The sequence below is a fragment of the Vreelandella sp. GE22 genome (assembly GCF_968212445.1).
The window spans coordinates 3,268,187-3,288,219 of record NZ_OZ309110.1; the positions used below are offsets into that span (position 1 = coordinate 3,268,187).

Here is a 20,033-nt window from a genome sequence, read left to right on the forward strand (position 1 = left end):
TGTGAAGGGGTTTTTTATGGGCGCGCAATTTGTCTCTCCCTACTACTCCCAACGCCTCTGCCCCGCTCCTTCGTCCCCTTCCTCGCGCACAAAAACCGGCTCGCTGTGCGCGATCAGTGACGCGCTCGGGTCGTCGTGTGCGTAGACCACGCCTAGCGCCATCACCCAGTGCTCGTCGTGGCGGATAACGGGAAGATAAACACAGCTGCGTGCGCGGCAGCGGTGAACGGCGCCGGGCTCTTGAGAGAAAACGGGGAAGCGTAGGCGCTGGTCGGGGGCGAGAGTTGGGGCGTTCTCCCAGTCAAGCAGATCGAACGCGGAGAGTGCTTCGACGGCGGCAGTTTCCGCGCGCATTTGCGCCTTTAGCGCGGCGCGGTAGTTGGCTGCCTGGCGCTGGTCGATGAGCGCCGACTGCACCCCGACGATGCCGAGCATCAAAGCGCTTGCCAGCACCACCATGACCACGGCCAGCGCCGCCCCTTGCTGGCGGGCCGGCCATTCGGGGGAGACCTCAGGGCGCCAAATCATCGCGGGCTAGCACACGTTGGCGCGGGGTAATGTGAAAGGCTATGTCCTGCCCCTTGGGCCCCAGCGGCAACGCAATGCGAAGCGCGCCGTCGCCCACCGGTTCGCCCAGGGGCTCGTCCCGCGGGCAGGCGCTTTCGCCGAGCTTTTCGAACGACACCAGCGGCTGGGCCTCGGTGGTGTCCTGTACCGTGCAGCGGCACTCGCCGGACGTTGCGCGGCAGGTCAGGTGAAATAGCGCCTCTGCCTGGCCGTTAACGCCACCCTCGCGCCTTAGCCGGCTGGCGAGTGTCGTTGCGGTATACACCAGCGTCTCCTGCTGACGGCCCAGTCGGTCGACCTGCTCGAAGGTATGAAAGCTTGAGAGGAGCAGTTGCCCGGCACCGATCACCAAAAGACTGCCCAGGGTCAGGGCGACCAAAAGCTCGCTGAGTGTGAAGCCCCGCTGCCTGCCCATCGTGCCCTCCTATAGCTCGCCCGGCAGCAAAAACCGGTACTCCGCGTTAGCCAAAGACGCGTGCGTGACGGTGATGACGAACCCACAGCCCTGGCGTTGAATATCGCCGGACGCCTGTTCAAGCACTGCCCCGCTATCCGTAAACCAGTGGCGCTGCCAGGCGCGCTCGACGCCTTCGAGTTTGCGACCGGCGCAGCGCGGGCTGGCCTGATACGCCGCCCAAAGCCGCTCCTGGGCATCCAACACGGCAACGCTTGCCAGCGTACGCTGGTAGCCCTCGCTTGCGCTTTGCAGCGCCTTTAGCTGTAGCGCCCCCATGCCGATCAAGCCGATCGATAGAATCAGCAGCGCGACCAGCGCCTCCACCAGGGAGAAGCCGCGCTGGTCAATCATTACCAGCACTCCTCGGGGCGGCGCTCGCCGAGCGCATTCAGGGTGAGCGGGTTATCGCAGCCGTCATCGCGTGAGGTGTTGGCCGAGATTAAAAAGCCGCCTTGCTGCTCGTTGGGTTCGAACGTCAGCGCATAGTGGCCATCCGGCGAGGACTCGGTAATGGAGCAGCCGTTTTCATAGCTGTAGTTACGTGCGTAGCAGCGCTCGAGCTCGGCGGCGGCGTTGAGTAAACCCGCCTTACCGTCGGTACGTACCGCGTTTTCGACGTAGCGCTGGTAGCCCGGGTAGGCGATGCCCGCCAGCAGGCCAATGATGGCCGCGACGATGAGCATTTCAATGAGAGTGAAGCCGCGCTGGTGCGTCGATGCACCCGCGCGGTGATCCAGGAAGTTAGCCACTCGGTACGCCTCGTTTTAATTAGCCCATACCCTGAGTATGGCGAAACTGCGTACCGATTGCATTAGCTGCTTGCGATGACCTGGTCGCGAAGCTCTTTAGGCATGGAAAAAGTAATGTTCTCTTCGCGCCCGGCAAGCTCGCTGGGGTCGGTCGCGCCCAGGGATTTGAGCCGGTCGATGACCCCTTTGACCAGCACTTCCGGGGCGCTGGCGCCGGCGGTTACGCCGATGCGCGAAACGTTATCGAGCCAGTGACTTTCGATCTGCTCGGCGTTATCGATGAGATACGCCGGCGTGCCGATGCGCTCGGAGAGCTCGCGCAGGCGGTTGGAGTTGGAGCTATTGGGGCTTCCGACCACGAGGATCAGATCGTTTTCGGCGGCCAGGTCCCGCACCGCATCCTGGCGGTTTTGGGTGGCATAGCAGATGTCGTTTTTGCGCGGGCCCTGAATCTCGGGAAATTTGTCGCGCAGTGCATCGATCACTCTGGCGGTGTCGTCCATCGAGAGCGTGGTCTGGGTGACGAACGAAAGCGTGGTGGGGTCGCTCACTTCGAGATTGGCTACGTCTTCTTCATCCTCGACCAGATAGATACGCCCGCCGAAGGAGGTGTCGTAGCGGCCCATGGTGCCCTCGACTTCCGGATGGCCTTCGTGGCCGATTAGGATGCACTCCTGGCCGCGCTTGGCGTAGCGCAGCACTTCCATGTGCACCTTGGTCACCAGTGGGCAGGTCGCGTCGAACACCTTGAGCCCGCGCTGGTCGGCGTCTTCCTGCACGGCCTGGGAAACGCCGTGGGCGGAAAAAATCACGATGACGTCGTCCGGCACCTCGTCGAGCTCTTCGACGAACACCGCGCCGCGCTCACGAAGCGAATCCACGACGAATTTATTGTGGACCACTTCGTGGCGCACGTAGACCGGCGGGCCGAAAACGTCCAGGGCGCGGTTGACGATATCGATGGCGCGGTCCACTCCGGCACAAAAGCCGCGGGGGTTGGCCAGTTGAATCGTGACCGGCTGCGTCGGTTCTGAAAGCTCGGTTTGGGGTGCGTTCATAATAGCGCCTTGATGCGTGAGCGCATCGCTAGTGAATAAAAGCCCGGGTGCTCGAAAGGTGACGCCAAGGGCATGCCCTTACGGACAGCGCCGCGCCCGGCTTGTTCTATTGACGGGCGTTTCCCGCTTTTCGATTAAAGCGTTAAACCGTGTCAGTTGTATAACAAGCCCGGCGCAAGCGCACTTTAGTGCGTGGTCATCGGCTTGACGTCGAGCACCTCGACCTCGAAGGTCAGTGTACGCCCGGCGAGTGGGTGATTGAAGTCCACCTCGATCCGGTCGCCGTCGATGGTCTTGACCACGCCGGGAAGCTCGGTGCCCGCCTTGTCGGCAAAGGACATCACCATACCGATTTCCGGCTCTTCGTCGCCGAAATCCGCGCGCTTGAGCGTTTGAATGTTTTGCTCGTTGTGCTGGCCGAAGGCGTGCTCCGGGGTGATATCGAACGTGCCCTGCTGGCCCGGCGCCAATCCCTTGATGGGATACTCGAAACCCGGCGGCAGGTTGCCGTCGCCAAAGGTGAAACTCGCCGGCGCTTTCTCTTTGGTCGAGTCCACCACCGTACCGTCTTCGAGTTTCAGGGTGAAATGCAGGGTAATGTCCATACCCTCGTCGATGACATAGTCCATACGCTTCTCGCTATTGGCTGCTTTCGTGTAACGCGGCTTTCTTGCGTCGCCGATCGCCCATGATTGATTCCCAGATTAGCAGGGCGGCGCCGATCACGATGCCCATATCCGCCACGTTGAACGCCGGGTAGTACCAACCCGCCACGTGAAAGGACAAAAAGTCCACCACGTAACCGTGGATCAGGCGATCATACAGATTGCCCAGCGCCCCGCCGATGATCAACGGAAGCGCTACGGCCAAAAGCCTCTCGTCCCGGCGGATGCGCGAAAGCCAGACCGTCAGGCCCACGCTCGCACCCACGGCGATAAGGGCAAAGAACCAGCGCTGCCAGCCTGGGTGGTTGGCCAAAAAACTGAAGGCCGCCCCAAAGTTATGCATCAAACGCAAATCGAAAAAGGGCAGCACGCGTAACGGCTGATTATAGTCGAGCAGATGACTCATCGCGTACTTGCTCGCCAGGTCCAGCGCGATGACCGCCACCGCCAGCCACAGCCAGCGTAGCGGGCGGTGCATGGGCGGTGGGCTTGCAAGCGGCGCCTTCGGCGCGGCCTCAGGCATAGCGGCGGACCTCGCCCGGGCCATCCGGCAGGTTCAGAATCGAGCGCTCGCAAAGGGTCGGGTGCTCTGGATGGCTACCTACGTCCGGGCGGCGCTCCCAGCTGCGCTCGCACTTCTCATACGGGCTCGGTATCACGGCGACTTTCAGCCCTTCAAGTTCGCTGTGGGCGCTGGCGTCGGCTTCCTCCAGCGGCTTGAGCGTGGCCTCGGACGTAATCAGCACGAAGCGCAGCTCGTCGCCCAGGCTTTCCAGCAGCGTACGGTATTCGTCGCTGACATAAAGCGTCGCTTCGCTATCCAGCGACCCCTTGATGGTGCCTTCACCCCGCGCCTCTTCCAAACGCTTGTTGACCGCGTGCTTGACCTCCATGACCTGCTCCCAGAACGCCCGGCCCATCGGCGCGTCGTCGTTAAGCGCCGCCAGCCCTTCGTAATAGGTTTCGAGCAGCACGCTATCGCCGCGCTCGCCGGGGATGTGCTCGAAAATTTCTTCGGCGGTGAAGGAGAGAATCGGCGCGACCCAGCGGGCGAGCGCTTCGATTACGTGATAAAGCGCGCTCTGGCAGCTGCGCCGCGCCAGCGAATCCGCTTGGGTGGTGTACTGGCGGTCCTTGATGATATCCAGGTAGAAGCCACCCAGGTCCCGGGCACAGAAGTCGTGCACCTGCTGGTAAACGTCGCGGAAACGGTACTCATCAAACGCCGTCTGGATACGCCCCTGAAGCTGCGCGGTGCGATCCACGATCCAACGATCCAGCGCAATCATGTCGTCAAAGGCGACCATGTCGCGGTTTGGCTCGAAGCCGGTCAGGTTGCCCAGCAAGAAGCGCGCGGTATTACGGATACGCCGGTAGACATCAGCGGTGCGCTTCAATATCTCATCAGACACCGCCATTTCGCCGGAGTAGTCCGTCGAGGCGGTCCACAGGCGCAGAATGTCGGCGCCGAGCTTGTCCATCACCGTTTGCGGGGCGACCACGTTGCCGATCGACTTGGACATCTTGCGCCCTTGGGCGTCCACGGTGAAGCCGTGGGTTAGAAGCTGGCGGTACGGCGGGTGGCCGTCGATCGCCGAGCCGGTCAAGAGCGACGAGTGGAACCAACCGCGGTGCTGATCCGAGCCTTCCAGGTAAAGATCCGCCCGCGGGCCGGACTCGTGGCCGTGGGGGTGCGAGCCCCGGAGCACGTGGCGGTGAGTGGTGCCGGAGTCGAACCACACATCCAGGGTGTCGGAGATCTTGTCATAGTCGCCGGCCTCAGAACCGAGCAGCTCGGCGGCCTCGAGGCTGAACCAGGCGTCGATGCCGCCCTCTTCCACGCGCTTGGCGGCTTCTTCCATCAGCTCGACGGTGCGCGGGTGCAGCTCGCCGGTCTGCTTGTGCAGGAAAAACGGAATCGGCACGCCCCAGTTACGCTGGCGCGAGATGCACCAGTCCGGGCGGTTGGCGATCATACTGTGCAGTCGCGCCTGGCCCCAGCTGGGAGTGAAGGCGGTAGCCTCGATCCCCTCGAGGGCTTTCTGGCGAAGGGTCTTGCCGTCACGGCCTTCGATATCCATGCCCACGAACCACTGGGCCGTGGCGCGGTAGATCACCGGCGTCTTGTGGCGCCAGCAGTGCATGTAGCTGTGGGTGATCGGCTTGTGCGCCATCAGCGCGCCGGCCTCATCGAGTGCGGCGACGATGTTCGGGTTCGCTTTCCAGATCATCTGCCCGCCGAACATCTCGAGGGCATCGACGTAGACGCCGTTACTCTGCACCGGGTTAAGCATATCGTCAAAACTCATGCCGTAATCGCGGCAGGTGTTGAAGTCATCCACGCCGTATGACGGCGCGGAGTGAACGATGCCGGTGCTGCCGACGTCACTCTCGACGTAGTCCGCCAGATACACCGGCGACAGGCGATCATAAAGCGGATGGCGGAAGTTGATCAGCTCAAGCGACGCCCCTTTCGCGGTGGCGATGACTTCGCCTTGCAGGCCGAAACGCTCCAGACAGCTCTCGACCAGCTCTTCGGCGAGCAGCAAAAGCCGCTCGCCGGTGTCGACCAGCGCGTAGGTGAACTCGGGGTGCACGTTCAGCGCCTGGTTGGCCGGGATGGTCCAGGGCGTGGTGGTCCAGATAACCACGGCGGCGGGCTTTGAAAGCGAATCCAAACCGAAGGCCGCGGCCAGCTTGTCGGCGTCTTCGACCGGGAAGGCGACGTCGATGGCGTCGGACTTCTTGTCCTGATACTCCACTTCGGCCTCGGCCAAGGCGGAGGCGCAGTCGAAGCACCAGTTGACCGGCTTCAGCCCCTTGAAGACGTACCCCGCGTCGACCATGTCGGCCAGCGCCCGGATCTCGCCGGCCTCATTGACGAAATCCATCGAGCGGTAAGGATGGTGCCAGTCGCCGATCACGCCCAGGCGCACGAAATCGGTGAGCTGGGTTTCGATCTGGGCACCGGCGTACTCGCGGCAGAGTTCGCGAGCTTTTTCCGGCGACAGGTGTTTGCCGTGGGTGGTTTCCACCTTGTGCTCGATCGGCAGGCCATGGCAGTCCCAACCAGGCACGTAAGGGGCGTCGAACCCGGCCAGGTTCTTGGACTTGACGATGATGTCCTTGAGGATCTTATTGACGGCGTGACCGATATGGATGCTGCCGTTGGCGTAGGGAGGGCCATCGTGCAGCACGAAAAGCGGCGCGCCGGCGCGGGCATCGCGCAGGCGCTGGTAAAGGTCCATATCCTGCCATTTGGAAACCCGACCCGGCTCCTGCTTGGGCAGCATGCCGCGCATGGGGAAGTCGGTTTCAGGCAGATTGAGCGTTTGCTTGTAGTCCATAGGTCCGGTCAGCCGTCGTTAGCATCGGCGTCGTCCGCCGAAGAGAAATCAGAAGAAGCGGCTTCTCGCCCAAGCGGGGCCGAAGCCAGCCAAACATCCAGCGCGTCGCCTTCAAAGGCCGCTCTGGATGCGTGTGATGTGAAATCCGGTAAGACGGAATCCGTTGAAGCAAACTCCGTCGGGGTGTCCGTCGTCGAGGCAGTCTCTGTAAGGCCTGCCTGGGACGGGGCAAAATAGTACCGGCCCCGCGCCTGGTCGCGCTGAATCTGCGCTTTGAGTGCCGCGAAGTCGTCGAACTTTACCTCCCCGCGTAGCCGCACGCAGGGGTACACCGAAAGCCGCTGGCCGTATAGGTCGCCGCTAAAATCATAAAGGTGCACCTCGAGGGTCGGCCGCTTGGCGCCCACTGTCGGGCGAAAGCCGACGTTGGCCACCCCCGGGTAGCAGGTGCCGTCCTCGAGCTCGGCCACCACCGCGAACACGCCGCGAAGCGTCAGCGGCTGGGGCAGAAGCGGCAAATTCGCCGTCGGCGCGCCGATGGTGCGCCCCAGCTGCTGGTCGCGCACCACCCGCCCGGACACCGAGTAGGGCCGGCCCAGCAAACGCCGCGCGGCGGCGAAATTACCGCTGGCAAGCATGGTGCGCACCCGCGAACTCGACACGCGCTCGTCTTCCAGCGTGAAGGTGCGCGTGTGCTCCACGACGAAGCCTTCTTCGTCACCCACGGCTTTTAAAAGCTCGAAGTCACCGCGCCGGTCGCAGCCAAAGCGAAAGTCGTCGCCCACCACCAGGTGTTTGACGCCCAGGCCCTCGATCAACACCTGGTCGATGAACTCGCGCCCGGTCAGGCTTCTAAGGGCGTCGTTGAACGCCAGACAAAGCACGCGCTCGGCGCCGTGCTGCCCAAGTAAGCGCACCTTTTCACGCAGCCTGGTCAAGCGCGGCGGGGCCTGCTCGCCGGCAAAATACTCCCGGGGCTGAGGCTCGAAGACCACGACCGTCAGCGGCACTTGCAGCCGCGCTGCGTGCTCGCGGCACTGCTGCATGATCGCCTGATGGCCGCGGTGCACGCCGTCGAAGTTACCGATGGTGGCAACGCAGCCGCGCTCATCCGCGGTTAAATTGTGCAGACCTCGTATAACGTGCATGGCCCCTCTAGCGTTAAGCGTGGGTAAAGGCTGGATCAATACAAGAAAGCCTGTGATTATAACGAACGCGCCGGGAAGCTGCAGTCAAGATTACGCGCGCGGGCCCAAGGCGAAATCAGCTCGTCAGTTTGAAGTGGCGAAGCCTAAGACCCCAGGCGCCCAGCCAGGCAAAGTAGAGCCCGCCACCCAGAGCGATCAGCCCGAACACCCAGCCGATTCGCTGCCAAAGCCCAACGTCCAGCCATTCTTGCCAGGGCGGTGTCACCAGATAAAGTGCCGTACCCATCAGAGCGCTTCCGCCAATGAGCTGCACCGCGTAGCGCCCCCAGCCGGGCTGGAACACCAGCACTTTCTCACGATAGAGCAAATAGCCCAAAAGCCCGGCGTTCAAAAACGCGGAGAGCGCCGTGGCCAACGCCAGCCCCGCGTGAGCCAGCGGCCAGATCAGTATTAGATTGAAGACCATATTGGCGACCATGGCGAAAATGCCCACCTTGACCGGCGTTTTGGTGTCCTGGCGGGCAAAAAAGCCCGGCGCCAGCACCTTGATCAGCATGAAGGCCACCAGCCCTACGGCGTAGGCGCGCAGGCTCATCGAGGCCATCTGGATGTCGCTTGCGGTCATCGCGCCGTAGTGAAACAGGGTAATCAAAAAGGGCTCGGCAAGCACCACCAGCGCAAGGGCTGCCGGCACCCCCAAAAGCAACACGACGCGAATCGCCCAGTCGAGCATTTTGGCGAAGTGCTCGCTGGACTGCTCGGCGTGGCGCTTGGAGAGCGCGGGCAAAATCACCGTGCCGATCGCCACGCCGAATACCCCCAGCGGCAGTTCCACCAAACGGTCCGAATAGTAGAGCCAGGAGACGCTGCCCGCGGCCAAAAGCGAGGCCAGCACCGTATCCAGCAGCAGGTTGATCTGCGACACCGACACGCCAAAAAGCGCCGGGCCCATTAGTTTCAGAATACGTTTGACGCCGTCGTGGGCGAAGTTTGGCCAGGGCGTGGGCAAAAGCCCGAGCCGGTAGAGAAACGGCACCTGAAACGCGAGCTGGGCGGCGCCTGCGATCAGTACCCCCCAGGCCAGCGCCATGGCGGGCTCTTCCATCAACGGCATCAGAAAAAGCGCCGCGCCGATCAGCGACAAATTCAACAGCACCGGCGTGAAGGCGGGCACGGCGAACCGGTTCCAGGTATTGAGCACGCTTCCGGAAAACGCGGTCAGCGAAATCAACAGCAGGTACGGAAAGGTCAGGCGCAGCATGTCCGCGGTGAGCGCGAGCTTTTCCGGGTCATCGCGGCCAAAGCCCGGTGCGAAGAGCCAGACGAGCCAGGGCGCGCTCAGCATGGCGAGTGCTGTAATCAGCGCCAAAATGGCGGTCAAACTGCCCGCCACCGCATTCAAGAGCTCGCGGATCTCCTCGCGGGTGCGCTGGGTGGAGTACTCCGAGAGCACCGGCACGAAGGCCTGGTTAAAGGCGCCTTCGGCAAACAGCCGGCGTAGAAAATTGGGGATCTTGAAGGCGACGAAAAACGCATCCGCGCCGGTGCCCGCGCCAAGGAAGGTCGCGACCACGACGTCCCGCGCAAGCCCCATGACGCGTGAAAGCATGGTCATGGCGCTGACCACCAGCCCCGAGCGCATTAGCCCGCGTTTGGCCACCGCTGTGTGTTGGGGGGAGGTCTGTGTCATCGCGTCATCCGTCGGGCTCGAGCATTTATCCAGGCACAAAAAAACCGGCCGCAGCCGGTTTTTTCAAGACGCTGCCGGCTTACGCTGCCAGCGCTTTAATCCGCTTGTTCAAACGGCTTTTCAGGCGCGCGGCCTTTTTCTTGGACAGCGCGTCCTTGTCGGCGATGCGGTCAACGACCGGCTGCATCACCTTGAACTCTTCCATTGCCTTGCCATGGTCGCCGGTGTTGATCGCTTTGATCACACGCTTGACGTAGGTGCGGACCATGCTGCGCTGGCTGGATTTCAGGACGCGACGTGACTCGGCCTGGCGGGCGCGCTTGCGAGCTTGCTTGCTGTTCGCCACTGGTATCTCCTTGGAGAATAAAGGTTGCCTTTAGGGCAACGAATTAACTATGTAATTTCGCGGGGCATAAGCCCAATCGCGACATTTCCTTAACAACCAATTGATTTGGCTAAACTTTACGCTTTGCCAAAACGTGTAACGCGCAGCTCAAAAACTGCCCGTTCAACGGTCTTGTCTGAGAGGATGGCGTAGTCTATCACGCGTGGGCGGGGCTTGCTAGCGCTTGTCAAGCGGGGCGCCCCAGACAAAAAAGCTCGGATTCAATACCTGCTCGGGGGTGTGGTAACCAAGCGGCTCCCCCGCCTGGTCGACCACGCAGCCACCGGCCTCTTCGACCAGGACCTGAGCGGCGGCGGTGTCCCAAAGGCTGGTCGGCCCGAAACGCGGGTAAACGTCCGCACGCCCCTCGGCAATCAGGCAGGCTTTTAGCGAGCTCCCAAGCGCCGTTATGCGGTGCGCGCCCAGACTCTCGAGCCAGGCACTCAGTCGCGGGTCCTGATGCGAGCGGCTGCCGAGCACCCGATAGCCCTGCGCTGGCACGCCAGCGCAGGTGTGAATGGGCTGCCATGTGCCCGTTTGCTGCGCCTTGAAGGCGCCAAGCCCGCGCGCCGCCAGGTAGCTTACGTTCAGCGCCGGGGCCACGACCACGCCGAGCACCGGCGCACCACGGTGGATCAGCGCGATATTCACCGTGAACTCGTCGTTGCGCTTGATGAACTCTTTAGTGCCGTCCAGCGGGTCGACCAACCAGTAGGTGCACTCCGGCGCCGGGCCTTCGAAATGCGCCACGCTCTCCTCGGAAAGTACCGGCACCTCTGGGGTAAGGTGCTCGAGTGCTTCGACGATGGCAGCGTTGGCGCGGGTATCGGCCTCGGTGACCGGGCTTTGGTCGGCTTTTAACGCCACCGTGATCTCTTGGCGATACACCGTCAGAATGATCTCGGAAGCGCTTAGCGCAATCTGCCACACCGCCTCCAACAGCGGCTTGTCCACGTTGGGCACGCGGCCTCCCTTTTAGTTGGCCTTGCGCCAGCCGCCCAGCACGCGGCTGTCCGGGCCAAAGAACACGACCCGGTCGTGATCGATCAGGTAGCGGTAGGCGGTTTCGAGCATGTCGGTCACGCGCAGGGCGTCCTCGAGCTCGTCGCAGCCCATCCGCGTCGTGGAAAGATCGCCCACTTCGATGCGCTGGCTTTCGCCAAGGCTTACACCGCCTTTGAAGTCATTGCAGCCGTCGTTGCCCGAGATACGCCCATCCGGGTGAATCTGGAAAAACGCCGTTTGCGGCAGGGAGAGGCGCTCGTCGGTGCCCATCAGCAGCAGATTCCAGCGCGGGCCGACGATCGCCCCGGAGAGCTCGCCGCCGCCTTGCGAAACGGGCTTTTGGGTCTGCGGTGGCGGGCTGCTAGCGCAGCCGCCCAGTAGCAGCGCCGTGCCCAGGGCCAGCGCGCCAATAAGGTATTTTTTCACCAATCGCTCCCTGCGTTACCAGCTGCCGCTGTTTTCCATCGAAGCCCAGGGCTCTTCCGGCTCGAAGGCGTCGCCTTTTTGGAGCAGCTCGACGGAAATGCCATCCGGTGATTTCACGAACGCCATGTTGCCATCCCGCGGTGGGCGGTTGATGGTCACGCCGGCGTTCTGGAGCTTTTCGCACAGCGCGTAGATGTCGTCGACCCGGTAGGCCAGGTGGCCGAAGTTGCGCCCGCCTTCATACTCTTCCGGATCCCAATTGTAGGTCAGCTCGAGTTCCGGAGCGTTCAAGCGCTCGGCGCGGGGCGTATCGTCCGGCGCGGCCAAAAAAATCAGCGTAAAGCGGCCCTTTTCGCTCTCCTTGCGGCGCACTTCTTCCATGCCCAGAAGATCGCAGTAGAAGTGCAGCGAAGCGTCGATATCGCTGATACGCACCATGGTATGTAAAAACCGCATAAAATCCCCTTTTTGAAAGCACTCGGCGTCACAGAACGTTAACGCAAATAGAATAGACCCGATTGAGTCATTGATGAAGGGTCAGGGACGGCAATCTCCCACGCTTTTTGTACAACCCCAATACAGCCAGTCAACGCGAAAACAAAAACGTATAATGCTACGCTTACGAAGATTTTAACACCCGTTAAGGAAACGTTGTGGATTCGATTACGCAAGCGGCCCTGGGCGCCGCTGTCGGCGGGGCGGTGCTGGGCCGCCGCCTTGGCCGCAAGGCCGTTTTGGTGGGCGCGCTTTTGGGCACCCTGCCCGACCTGGACGTTGCACTTGACTACGGCGACGCCATTCTCAACGTGACCGAACACCGCGGCTTTAGCCATTCGCTGTTCGTGCTGACAGGGCTTGGCAGCCTGCTGGCGCTACTAAGCTGGCGCTTTCTTCCAGGGCGAGCATCGCTTGGTCGCTGGTGGCTTTTTTTCACGCTCGCGCTCATTACCCATCCGCTGCTCGATGCGCTGACTACCTACGGCACCCAATTGCTCTGGCCGCTGGAGGTAGCCCCCGCCGCCTGGCCGATCGTGTTCATTATCGACCCTCTCTATAGTCTGGCGCTGCTGGGCGGGCTTTTTGCGGCGTGCCTCACCCGCCGGGTCACCCACTACTGCGCCCTGGGGCTGCTGCTTTCGAGTCTCTACTTGCTGATGGCCGCGGGTATGAAGTGGTCCGTCGAGGCGCGCCTGGCACCGGAACTCGAGGCGCGGGGCCTGGAAAACGCCGCGCTGATGATTCAGCCCACGCCGTTCAACATTTTGCTGTGGCGGGCCACGGCCGTAGAGGGGGATCGTTACTACGAGGGGCTGGTCAGCGTTTTCGATGACGATCAGCCGCCGATGATCGAGACCTTTCAACGCCAGCGGCAGCCGCTCGAAAACGCGGCGCTTTCAAGCGCGCTGGGCCAGCGTCTGGCCTGGTTCAGCGGGCCCTTTCTACGCTACGAGGTCGAGTCGATCGAAGGTGACGAGACCCTGATCGCCACCGACCTGCGCCTGGGCTTTCCAGGCTTCCACCCGTTCAACTTCACCCTGGCGACCCTTCAGGGTGACGAGTGGGCGCCGGTGGCGGTCAGCGAGCAGCGCCCCACCGAGCGGGGCCTGAGTACTGGGGCGCTCACACGCCTGGCCCGCCGCGTGGCGGGCGACAAGAATGCGCTTTGTGCAAGTGATTTCATCGCCCCCGAATGGCGTGTCGAAGGCGAAACCCAGGCGTGTCGTCGCTAGATCAGCGCCGATAACGTAAGGCCCGCGTCAGTTGGGCGCGATGCCCTGGCCGCACCCGCTATACTGCTCGCCCTGGTAGGTGAGCGTCACCCGGGCCGGAAAGGGTTCGTCACTGACGCGATCAAAGCAGGCGCCGGCGTCGATGCGCACTCTGAAGAAAGGTTCGACATCGGCGCTTTCGAGCACCACCCGGCCGGCCTCGTTATCCAGCACGCTAATCATATAAGGGAAGCGCTCGACGGGCTGGTCGGGCCGGGTCGCCAGGCTAACGACCGGTTCGTCGTGGGCAAGCGAGACGCGCCAAGCAGGCTTTTGGCCCTGGCCGAGAAACATCACCCCCGGGTGCTCGGCGCGGGTAAACGCCTGGCGCTGCCCGGCTTTCTGGCACTGAAGCTGGCCGCGCGGGGTTTCGACCAGCGCCTTTTTGCCGCGGTCCCAAACGCTTATTTCGCCATCCTGATAACGTGCGCCGCTGGCAACGACGGCCCGGGGCAGCTGCCAGGCGCCGTGGAGCGACCATAGCCGCAGCGCTTGGTCGTTATCGGCGGCCACCAGGTGCTGGTTGGCCGGTTGGCAGTGCCAGGCGGTGAAGCGCTCGGCGCTGCCGGGAAAAAGCGACGACGGTAGTAGCGGCGCGGCGTTTTGCGTCGTCGCCCCTGGCGGCTGACCGCCGGACGGCGCCGCACAGCCGGCAAGCCAAAGGCCCAAACAAGCGGCGCCGAGCGCCTTGAGCGGTTTCGAATCGAGCATGAATGTTCCCTGTAACGCTTTTTTTAGTGGAGTTGAGTGAGTATTAGTCGCGCGTAAAAGCGCCCAGATCATGAGGATCAAAAACCGTCACGCGATCCGGCAGGCCAAGCGCCTGACGGCGCTCGACCACGCGCTCTTTTTGCTGCAAACGCGCGGGATCCGGCTGTTTGTCGTTAAGCGCGGCTACCTGATCCACCCCTTCGTGATAGAAGCTCAAAATATCGAGCGCAGCGCGGTTGTCCTCGTCGGCGGCGCGGGTAAGCGAGTCCTGGTAGCCCTGGATGCGCGAAAGATGGTTTTTGAGCTGCCAAACGTAGCTGATCTCGCCCATCCAGGGGCGCTCCTTGAGCCCGGCAAAGAGCGCGCTGGTCGCCAAAAGCCCGAGCAGGATACCTAAACCGTGGGTCCAGACACTGCTGCCCAGCGCCGAGCTCAGCAGCAGTGAAAACAGCATGCCAAAGATGATCAGTTGACCCACCATCACGACGCTGATCATGCGCGCCTTGCGCCGGTAGCGCTTGGGTTCTTGCTCTTGCAGGGTAAAGGCCATCGCCACCTCCGATTAAATAGCCTCTATCATACGGGGGTGGTCAGGCCTGGCAAGCGCCGGCTGTAAACGCCCGGGGATGCGCAACGCCCTGGATTATTGGCCGGCCAAACGCTGTGCCGCGGTTTTGAGCAGGTGCTCGGTGGTGTCCCAGCCGACACAGGCATCGGTTATTGATACACCGTAGCGCATGGCGCCGGGCTTCAACGCCTGCTTGCCTTCGAACAGGTGGCTTTCGAGCATCAACGCCACCAAATTGGCATCCCCTGCCTGGCGCTGGTCGAGCACGTCGAGCATGACCTCGCTCTGGCGGCGGTGGTCCTTGCGCGCGTTGGCGTGGCTGCAATCGACCATGAGCCGCGGGTTCTGCCCTGCTTCCAACAGCCGGGCACTCGCCTGGCGGACGTGGTGGGCCTGGTAGTTGGGCTCGCCGTGGCCGCCGCGCAGCACGACATGGGTATGGGGGTTGCCCGCGCTTTGCTGCATGACCGGGCGGCCTTTACCGTCCTGGGCGAAGCGCTGATGGGAGTGGGCGGCCGCCTGCATGGCGTCGATGGCCACCTGCAAGTCACCGCTGGTGGCGTTCTTGAAGCCCACCGCGGCGCGCAGATCACTGGCAAGCTCGCGGTGAAGTTGGGATTCGGTCGTGCGCGCGCCGATCGCCACCCAGCTCAACAGGTCTTCCAGGTAGGGGGCGAGCATCGGCTGCAAGAGCTCGGTGGCCACGGGTAGCCCGCGACTGGCCACCGCGTGCATCAGCTCGCGGGAGCGGGTCACGCCCAAGGCTATATCGCCGGTACCGTTCAAATCCGGGTCGTAGGCCAGGCCTTTCCAGCCGACGGTGGTGCGGGGTTTTTCGACGTAAACGCGCATCACCGGCAGAATCTGCTCGCGGACCTCCTCGCTCAGCGCCGCGAGGCGGTCGGCGTACTCCAGCGCCGCGTCCGGGTCATGGATCGAGCAGGGCCCCACCACGACCAGAAGGCGTGAGTCCTCGCCGGCCAGAATGCGCTGGACGGCCTGGCGCTGGCCATCGAGCTGGCGGCTCAGGGCGGCATCGACGTGCACCCGGCTTAAAAGCTCATCGGGCAGGGGGAGCGGCTGCGGATTCTGGGGCTCGGCGCTGCTTAGGGGCTGGGCGGAGCGGGTCGCACTCATCAAAGCACTCATGGCGTTAACTCTCATTCATCAAAGGACATCGGATACTCGTCGCGCCACCCACTGTGGCCCGGCCGGAGGTGGCTACCTGTACCGACCGCGCGCCGCTAAATCGCCAGCTATAGCCGTAACCCATCAACGAGGCAGCAAAAGCGTTGGCATAAGCGGTCATGGTCGGACTCCTTGATGAACGTGTCGTGAATTCCACATCGGGTGGTGGGTAAAACGCGCTTCAAAACGCAAAAACCCCGGCGGGGTGACCAGCCGGGGTTTCAAACGTCGGCAGGCAACCCAAGAGGTATGCCTGCGGGGTTGGCCTAAGCGCCAGCCCGAGGCATACCGGGGCTAAACCAATAAACGCCATAACCAAACGTGCAGGCGAAAGCCGCCGCCAGGGGCGTGGCCAGTGTCGCTTTGCTGTTTCGTAAATGGATCATGGGTTTATCCGGTTGAAAGGCCGATAAGCGTTATGGGCTTATCCTGCCTGCATTGCGTAAAAATAACAACTCTACCGCTCGCCCCTCAAAGGCGGGCCACACAAGGTGGCTATTTGGCCGGGCGCGGCGCGTAGGCGAAGACGTCCGAGTAGAGCCGGTCCGGCGCTGCGCCGTGGGCTTCCAACACGTCCACGCAGGCGTAGACCATGCCAGGTGATCCGGACAGATACACATCGCACTCGCCCACCGCCACGGGCTTGCCTTCGATGGCAAGCGTGGGCAAGGCGCGCTCCAACACGTCGGTGATGCGCCCTTGGTAGTGGGCGATGCGCGGGCTGTCCGCCAGCGGCTGATCCAATTCGAGCTCGGTAACCGCGTGAAAGTGCACGTTGTCAAAGCGTGCAGCCCACTCGCTTGCCAGATACTCGGCGTAGAGATCGCGATGTTCCCGCGCCGCCCACCAGATGAACACGGGCCGGGCCGGCTGCTCCTCGAGCACCGCTTCGACGATCGCCTTCATCTGAGCAAAGCCGGTGCCGGCGGCGATCAACAAAAGCGGACGGTGGCTTTGACTATCCAGCACGCTCTCGCCGCCGGGCATGCGAATGGTGAGCTCGCCGGAAAGCGTGAGAAGCTCGCGTAGCCTGGCGGAATTATCGCGCTCCGGTCGGTGCTGAATGTGCAGCTCGATGACGCCGTCGCCGCGCCCATGGCTTGCGATGGAAAACGGCACCCAGGTCGTGTCATCGAGCTTGAGCTCGAGATACTGGCCGGGCAGGTGATTGATCGCCTGGGGGTCGCCTTTGAGCGTCACCCCGAGCACGTCAGAACTCAACTCTTTGATATCGGTAATCCGACAGGTAATCGTCTGACGCCCTGGCGTTTGATGTAGCGCCCTTGTGCTCATGAAAGCCTCTTTAAAAAAACTGCGTACTTGGCTAGCCGTGGCGCGAAGCCGGACGTTCGATACCGATGCCCAGCGATTCCCAGCGCTCGTCGACCCGGGCTTTCACCGCCTCATCCATGACGATGGGCGTGCCCCACTCACGATCGGTTTCGCCAGGCCACTTGTTGGTGGCATCGAGCCCCATTTTGGAGCCAAGCCCCGAGACCGGCGAAGCGAAATCCAGGTAGTCGATCGGCGTATTTTCCACCATCACGGTGTCCCTGGCCGGGTCCATGCGCGTGGTGATCGCCCACATCACGTCTTCCCAGTTGCGCGCGTCCACGTCGTCGTCGAGCACGATCACGAACTTGGTGTACATGAACTGGCGCAAAAAGCTCCATACCCCCATCATCACGCGCTTGGCGTGGCCGGGGTACTGCTTTTTCATGGTCACCACGGCCATCCGGTAAGAGCACCCTTCCGGCGGCAGGTAGAAGTCGACGATTTCGGGAAACTGCTTGTGCAGAATGGGCACGAAGACTTCGTTGAGCGCCACACCGAGAATCGCCGGCTCGTCCGGCGGACGACCCGTATAGGTCGAGTGATAGATCGCATCGCGGCGACGTGTCATGCGCGTCACGGTAAACACCGGGAAGTGATCCACCTCGTTGTAGTAGCCGGTGTGATCCCCATAAGGGCCTTCCGGGGCCATGTCATCCGGGTAGATGAAGCCTTCCAGAATGATCTCCGCGGACGCCGGCACTTCTAAATCCGCGTGATGACAAGCCACGAGCTCGGTACGCGAGCCTCTCAAGAGCCCGGCGAAGGCGTATTCGGAGAGTGAGTCCGGAATGGGGGTCACCGCGCCCAAAATGGTCGCCGGGTCGGCGCCGAGGGCCACGGCCACGGGAAAAGGCTCGCCGGGGTGTTCTTTCTGGAACTCCTGAAAGTCCAGCGCCCCGCCGCGGTGAGAGAGCCAGCGCATGATCAGCCGGTTCTTGCCGATTTTTTGCTGGCGATAAATCCCCAAGTTCTGGCGCTTTTTGTGCGGGCCTTTCGTGATGACCAGCGGCCAGGTCACGAGCGGAGCGGCGTCGCCGGGCCAACAGTGCTGAATCGGAAGCGTGTCGAGGTTGACGTCCTCGCCTTCGAACACGACTTCCTGCACCGGGGCGCGCTTGACGGTTTTCGGCCCCATGCTCAGCACCTGCTTGAAGATCGGCAGCTTCTCCCAGGCGTCTCTCAAGCCCTTGGGCGGGTCCGGCTCTTTCAAAAACGCGAGGAGCTTACCGACTTCGCGAAGCGCCTCGACGGACTCCTGCCCCATACCCAGCGCCACCCGCTCGGGCGTGCCGAACAGGTTGCCCAGAAGCGGCATGTCGTGGCCCTTCACGTTCTCAAAAAGCAGGGCCGGGCCGCCGGCGCGCAGGGTGCGATCGCAAATCTCGGTGATCTCGAGGTAAGGGTCTACCTCCACCTGGATTCGCTTCAGCTCACCGCGCTCCTCGAGGGCTTTGATGAAATCGCGCAAGTCGTTATATTTCAAAAACCTTTCCCCGTGGTCGTGATCGCCCGCCGTCTTAACGGCGCTTCATCGCCTCGAAAAACTCAAGATTGGTCTTGGTATCTTTCAAGCGATCGATCAAAAATTCCGTGGCGGCGGTATCTTCCATCGGGTTCAAGAGCTTGCGCAAAATCCACATACGCTGCATTTCGTCTTCCGAGGCCAAAAGGTCCTCGCGGCGGGTGCCGCTGCGGCGGATGTTGATCGCCGGGAAAACGCGCTTTTCCGCCAGCTTGCGGTCCAGGTGCGCTTCCATGTTGCCGGTACCCTTGAACTCCTCGAAGATCACCTCGTCCATTTTGGAGCCGGTGTCGACCAGCGCCGTGGCGATGATCGTAAGGCTTCCGCCCTCTTCGATGTTACGCGCCGCACCGAAGAAGCGCTTGGGCTTTTCAAGGGCGTGGGCATCGACACCACCGGTCAGTACCTTGCCGGAGCTGGGTACGACGGTGTTGTAGGCACGGGCCAGGCGGGTGATGGAGTCGAGCAGAATCACCACGTCCTTTTTGTGCTCGACCAAGCGCTTGGCCTTTTCGATGACCATCTCGGCGACCTGCACGTGGCGGGCCGGCGGCTCATCGAAGGTCGAGGCGACCACTTCGCCGCGCACGGTGCGCGACATTTCGGTCACCTCCTCCGGGCGCTCGTCGATCAGCAGCACGATCAGATGACACTCGGGGCTGTTGCGCGTAATGGACGTCGCGATGTTTTGCAGCATCAACGTCTTACCCGCCTTGGGCGGCGACACCAAAAGCCCCCGCTGGCCCTTGCCGATCGGTGCGGTCAAATCGAGGATACGCGCGGTCAGATCTTCCGTGGAGCCGTTGCCGATCTCCAGAGGGAGCCGGTCATTGGGAAACAGCGGCGTCAGGTTCTCGAAGAGAATCTTGTGCTTGGCGTTTTCCGGACGGTCGAAGTTGATCTGGCTGACCTTCAACAGCGCGAAGTAGCGCTCACCCTCTTTCGGCGGACGAATTTTGCCGGAGATCGAGTCGCCCTTGCGCAGATTGAAACGACGAATCTGTGACGGCGACACGTAGATGTCGTCCGGCCCGGCGAGATACGAGCTGTCGGCGCTGCGCAGAAAGCCAAAGCCATCCTGGAGAATTTCCAGCACACCGTCGCCGTAGATATCCTCACCGCTTTTAGCGTGCTTTTTGAGGATAGCGAAGATGATGTCCTGCTTGCGCGAACGAGCCAGGTTGTCGATCCCCATTTCGCGGGCGATTTCGAGCAGCTCGGGAACGGATTTTTGCTTGAGTTCAGTGAGATTCATCGGAGTGTTAGAAAATTGCTCATGAAAGCCAGGCGCCGAGCGCCGGGAATAAGACAGGAGGCGTTTTGAGTCCGCCCAGTGGTGCGTTCAGGTCCCGCTAGACGAGTTGAGCGACGCCGCCCCGCCATACTGAAAGCGCAGGTGCTGCTCGACTCGAAGGTGCTTGGAATCTGCTTATTTTGATCTGC

At 62.3% G+C, this 20,033-nt stretch carries 21 protein-coding genes; 1 reads left to right on the forward strand and 20 read right to left on the reverse strand.

Annotated features, from left to right (window positions below):
* Positions 1-42: 42 nt before the first annotated feature.
* The 14 genes from ACWHRL_RS15320 to gloA all read right to left on the reverse strand — a co-directional run bounded on the left by ACWHRL_RS15320 (position 43) and on the right by gloA (position 11,953).
* Positions 43-528 carry a pilus assembly PilX family protein gene (locus ACWHRL_RS15320; RefSeq protein ID WP_447894355.1) on the reverse strand — a complete coding sequence of 162 codons (486 nt, stop codon included), beginning with the start codon at positions 526-528 and terminating at the stop codon, positions 43-45.
* Positions 512-982: a PilW family protein gene (locus tag ACWHRL_RS15325; RefSeq protein ID WP_447894356.1), complete on the reverse strand. Its 471-nt coding sequence runs from the start codon at positions 980-982 to the stop codon at positions 512-514. Before ACWHRL_RS15325 ends, ACWHRL_RS15320 begins: the two co-directional genes overlap by 17 nt.
* Before the next feature lie 9 nt (positions 983-991).
* Positions 992-1,375, reverse strand: a complete 384-nt coding sequence (pilV, locus tag ACWHRL_RS15330) for a type IV pilus modification protein PilV (RefSeq protein WP_447894357.1) — start codon at positions 1,373-1,375, stop codon at positions 992-994.
* Positions 1,375-1,773, reverse strand: coding sequence for a type IV pilin protein (locus ACWHRL_RS15335; protein ID WP_447894358.1), 399 nt, complete (start codon positions 1,771-1,773; stop codon positions 1,375-1,377). Before ACWHRL_RS15335 ends, pilV begins: the two co-directional genes overlap by 1 nt.
* A gap of 62 nt (positions 1,774-1,835) precedes the next feature.
* A complete protein-coding gene (gene ispH, locus ACWHRL_RS15340; RefSeq protein ID WP_447894359.1) occupies positions 1,836-2,831 on the reverse strand; it encodes a 4-hydroxy-3-methylbut-2-enyl diphosphate reductase in 996 nt (331 codons plus the stop codon).
* Between the two features lie 185 nt (positions 2,832-3,016).
* Positions 3,017-3,460, reverse strand: a complete 444-nt coding sequence (gene fkpB / locus ACWHRL_RS15345; RefSeq protein ID WP_447529930.1) for an FKBP-type peptidyl-prolyl cis-trans isomerase — start codon at positions 3,458-3,460, stop codon at positions 3,017-3,019.
* A gap of 10 nt (positions 3,461-3,470) precedes the next feature.
* Positions 3,471-4,019 carry a signal peptidase II gene (gene lspA / locus ACWHRL_RS15350; RefSeq protein WP_447894360.1) on the reverse strand — a complete coding sequence of 183 codons (549 nt, stop codon included), beginning with the start codon at positions 4,017-4,019 and terminating at the stop codon, positions 3,471-3,473.
* A complete protein-coding gene (ileS, locus tag ACWHRL_RS15355; protein WP_447894361.1) occupies positions 4,012-6,843 on the reverse strand; it encodes an isoleucine--tRNA ligase in 2,832 nt (943 codons plus the stop codon). The genes lspA and ileS overlap by 8 nt, the downstream gene beginning before the upstream one ends.
* An 8-nt stretch (positions 6,844-6,851) precedes the next feature.
* A complete protein-coding gene (gene ribF, locus ACWHRL_RS15360; protein ID WP_447894362.1) occupies positions 6,852-7,991 on the reverse strand; it encodes a bifunctional riboflavin kinase/FAD synthetase in 1,140 nt (379 codons plus the stop codon).
* A 115-nt stretch (positions 7,992-8,106) separates the two neighbouring features.
* Positions 8,107-9,681 (reverse strand): murein biosynthesis integral membrane protein MurJ, encoded by a 1,575-nt coding sequence (gene murJ, locus ACWHRL_RS15365; protein ID WP_447894363.1) that lies wholly within the window; start codon positions 9,679-9,681, stop codon positions 8,107-8,109.
* Between the two features lie 79 nt (positions 9,682-9,760).
* Positions 9,761-10,027: a 30S ribosomal protein S20 gene (gene rpsT, locus ACWHRL_RS15370; RefSeq protein ID WP_447529935.1), complete on the reverse strand. Its 267-nt coding sequence runs from the start codon at positions 10,025-10,027 to the stop codon at positions 9,761-9,763.
* Between the two features lie 216 nt (positions 10,028-10,243).
* The gene (gene cysQ, locus ACWHRL_RS15375) at positions 10,244-11,029 is read right to left on the reverse strand and encodes a 3'(2'),5'-bisphosphate nucleotidase CysQ (protein WP_447894364.1); all 786 of its coding nucleotides are present in this window, start codon (positions 11,027-11,029) and stop codon (positions 10,244-10,246) included.
* A gap of 12 nt (positions 11,030-11,041) precedes the next feature.
* Positions 11,042-11,497 (reverse strand): META domain-containing protein, encoded by a 456-nt coding sequence (locus ACWHRL_RS15380; protein ID WP_447894365.1) that lies wholly within the window; start codon positions 11,495-11,497, stop codon positions 11,042-11,044.
* A 15-nt stretch (positions 11,498-11,512) separates the two neighbouring features.
* Positions 11,513-11,953 carry a lactoylglutathione lyase gene (gene gloA, locus ACWHRL_RS15385; protein ID WP_447529938.1) on the reverse strand — a complete coding sequence of 147 codons (441 nt, stop codon included), beginning with the start codon at positions 11,951-11,953 and terminating at the stop codon, positions 11,513-11,515.
* Positions 11,954-12,150: 197 nt separating this feature from the next.
* Here gloA and ACWHRL_RS15390 point away from each other — a divergent pair, with 197 nt between their 5' ends.
* Positions 12,151-13,227: a metal-dependent hydrolase gene (locus tag ACWHRL_RS15390; RefSeq protein WP_447894366.1), complete on the forward strand. Its 1,077-nt coding sequence runs from the start codon at positions 12,151-12,153 to the stop codon at positions 13,225-13,227.
* A 27-nt stretch (positions 13,228-13,254) separates the two neighbouring features.
* On the opposite strand, the gene ACWHRL_RS15395 is transcribed toward ACWHRL_RS15390, so the two are convergent.
* The 6 genes from ACWHRL_RS15395 to rho form a co-directional block, all read right to left on the reverse strand.
* On the reverse strand, positions 13,255-13,977 hold the full coding sequence (locus ACWHRL_RS15395; RefSeq protein ID WP_447894367.1) for an MliC family protein: 723 nt from the start codon (positions 13,975-13,977) through the stop codon (positions 13,255-13,257).
* A gap of 43 nt (positions 13,978-14,020) precedes the next feature.
* Positions 14,021-14,527, reverse strand: a complete 507-nt coding sequence (locus tag ACWHRL_RS15400; protein ID WP_447894368.1) for a DUF3087 family protein — start codon at positions 14,525-14,527, stop codon at positions 14,021-14,023.
* Between the two features lie 93 nt (positions 14,528-14,620).
* Entirely contained in the window at positions 14,621-15,682 is a 1,062-nt protein-coding gene (locus ACWHRL_RS15405; RefSeq protein WP_447894369.1) for a 3-deoxy-7-phosphoheptulonate synthase, read from the reverse strand.
* 546 nt (positions 15,683-16,228) lie between these two features.
* Positions 16,229-17,026, reverse strand: coding sequence for an FAD-binding oxidoreductase (locus ACWHRL_RS15410; RefSeq protein WP_447529943.1), 798 nt, complete (start codon positions 17,024-17,026; stop codon positions 16,229-16,231).
* Between the two features lie 31 nt (positions 17,027-17,057).
* Positions 17,058-18,551 (reverse strand): 4-hydroxy-3-polyprenylbenzoate decarboxylase, encoded by a 1,494-nt coding sequence (gene ubiD, locus ACWHRL_RS15415; RefSeq protein ID WP_447894370.1) that lies wholly within the window; start codon positions 18,549-18,551, stop codon positions 17,058-17,060.
* Between the two features lie 34 nt (positions 18,552-18,585).
* Positions 18,586-19,845, reverse strand: coding sequence for a transcription termination factor Rho (rho, locus tag ACWHRL_RS15420; protein WP_447529945.1), 1,260 nt, complete (start codon positions 19,843-19,845; stop codon positions 18,586-18,588).
* Between the last annotated feature and the right edge of the window lie 188 nt (positions 19,846-20,033).

What these genes read in the sequence shown, in the direction of transcription:
- ACWHRL_RS15320 (WP_447894355.1), bottom strand. Translation starts at nt 528, where the DNA reads ATGATTTGGCGCCCTGAGGTCTCCCCCGAATGGCCGGCCCGCCAGCAA.
- ACWHRL_RS15325 (WP_447894356.1), bottom strand. Translation starts at nt 982, where the DNA reads ATGGGCAGGCAGCGGGGCTTCACACTCAGCGAGCTTTTGGTCGCCCTG.
- pilV (WP_447894357.1), bottom strand. Translation starts at nt 1,375, where the DNA reads ATGATTGACCAGCGCGGCTTCTCCCTGGTGGAGGCGCTGGTCGCGCTG.
- ispH (WP_447894359.1), bottom strand. Translation starts at nt 2,831, where the DNA reads ATGAACGCACCCCAAACCGAGCTTTCAGAACCGACGCAGCCGGTCACG.
- fkpB (WP_447529930.1), bottom strand. Translation starts at nt 3,460, where the DNA reads ATGGACTATGTCATCGACGAGGGTATGGACATTACCCTGCATTTCACC.
- lspA (WP_447894360.1), bottom strand. Translation starts at nt 4,019, where the DNA reads ATGCCTGAGGCCGCGCCGAAGGCGCCGCTTGCAAGCCCACCGCCCATG.
- ileS (WP_447894361.1), bottom strand. Translation starts at nt 6,843, where the DNA reads ATGGACTACAAGCAAACGCTCAATCTGCCTGAAACCGACTTCCCCATG.
- ribF (WP_447894362.1), bottom strand. Translation starts at nt 7,991, where the DNA reads ATGCACGTTATACGAGGTCTGCACAATTTAACCGCGGATGAGCGCGGC.
- murJ (WP_447894363.1), bottom strand. Translation starts at nt 9,681, where the DNA reads ATGACACAGACCTCCCCCCAACACACAGCGGTGGCCAAACGCGGGCTA.
- gloA (WP_447529938.1), bottom strand. Translation starts at nt 11,953, where the DNA reads ATGCGGTTTTTACATACCATGGTGCGTATCAGCGATATCGACGCTTCG.
- ACWHRL_RS15395 (WP_447894367.1), bottom strand. Translation starts at nt 13,977, where the DNA reads ATGCTCGATTCGAAACCGCTCAAGGCGCTCGGCGCCGCTTGTTTGGGC.
- ACWHRL_RS15400 (WP_447894368.1), bottom strand. Translation starts at nt 14,527, where the DNA reads ATGGCCTTTACCCTGCAAGAGCAAGAACCCAAGCGCTACCGGCGCAAG.
- ACWHRL_RS15405 (WP_447894369.1), bottom strand. Translation starts at nt 15,682, where the DNA reads ATGAGTGCGACCCGCTCCGCCCAGCCCCTAAGCAGCGCCGAGCCCCAG.
- ACWHRL_RS15410 (WP_447529943.1), bottom strand. Translation starts at nt 17,026, where the DNA reads ATGAGCACAAGGGCGCTACATCAAACGCCAGGGCGTCAGACGATTACC.
- rho (WP_447529945.1), bottom strand. Translation starts at nt 19,845, where the DNA reads ATGAATCTCACTGAACTCAAGCAAAAATCCGTTCCCGAGCTGCTCGAA.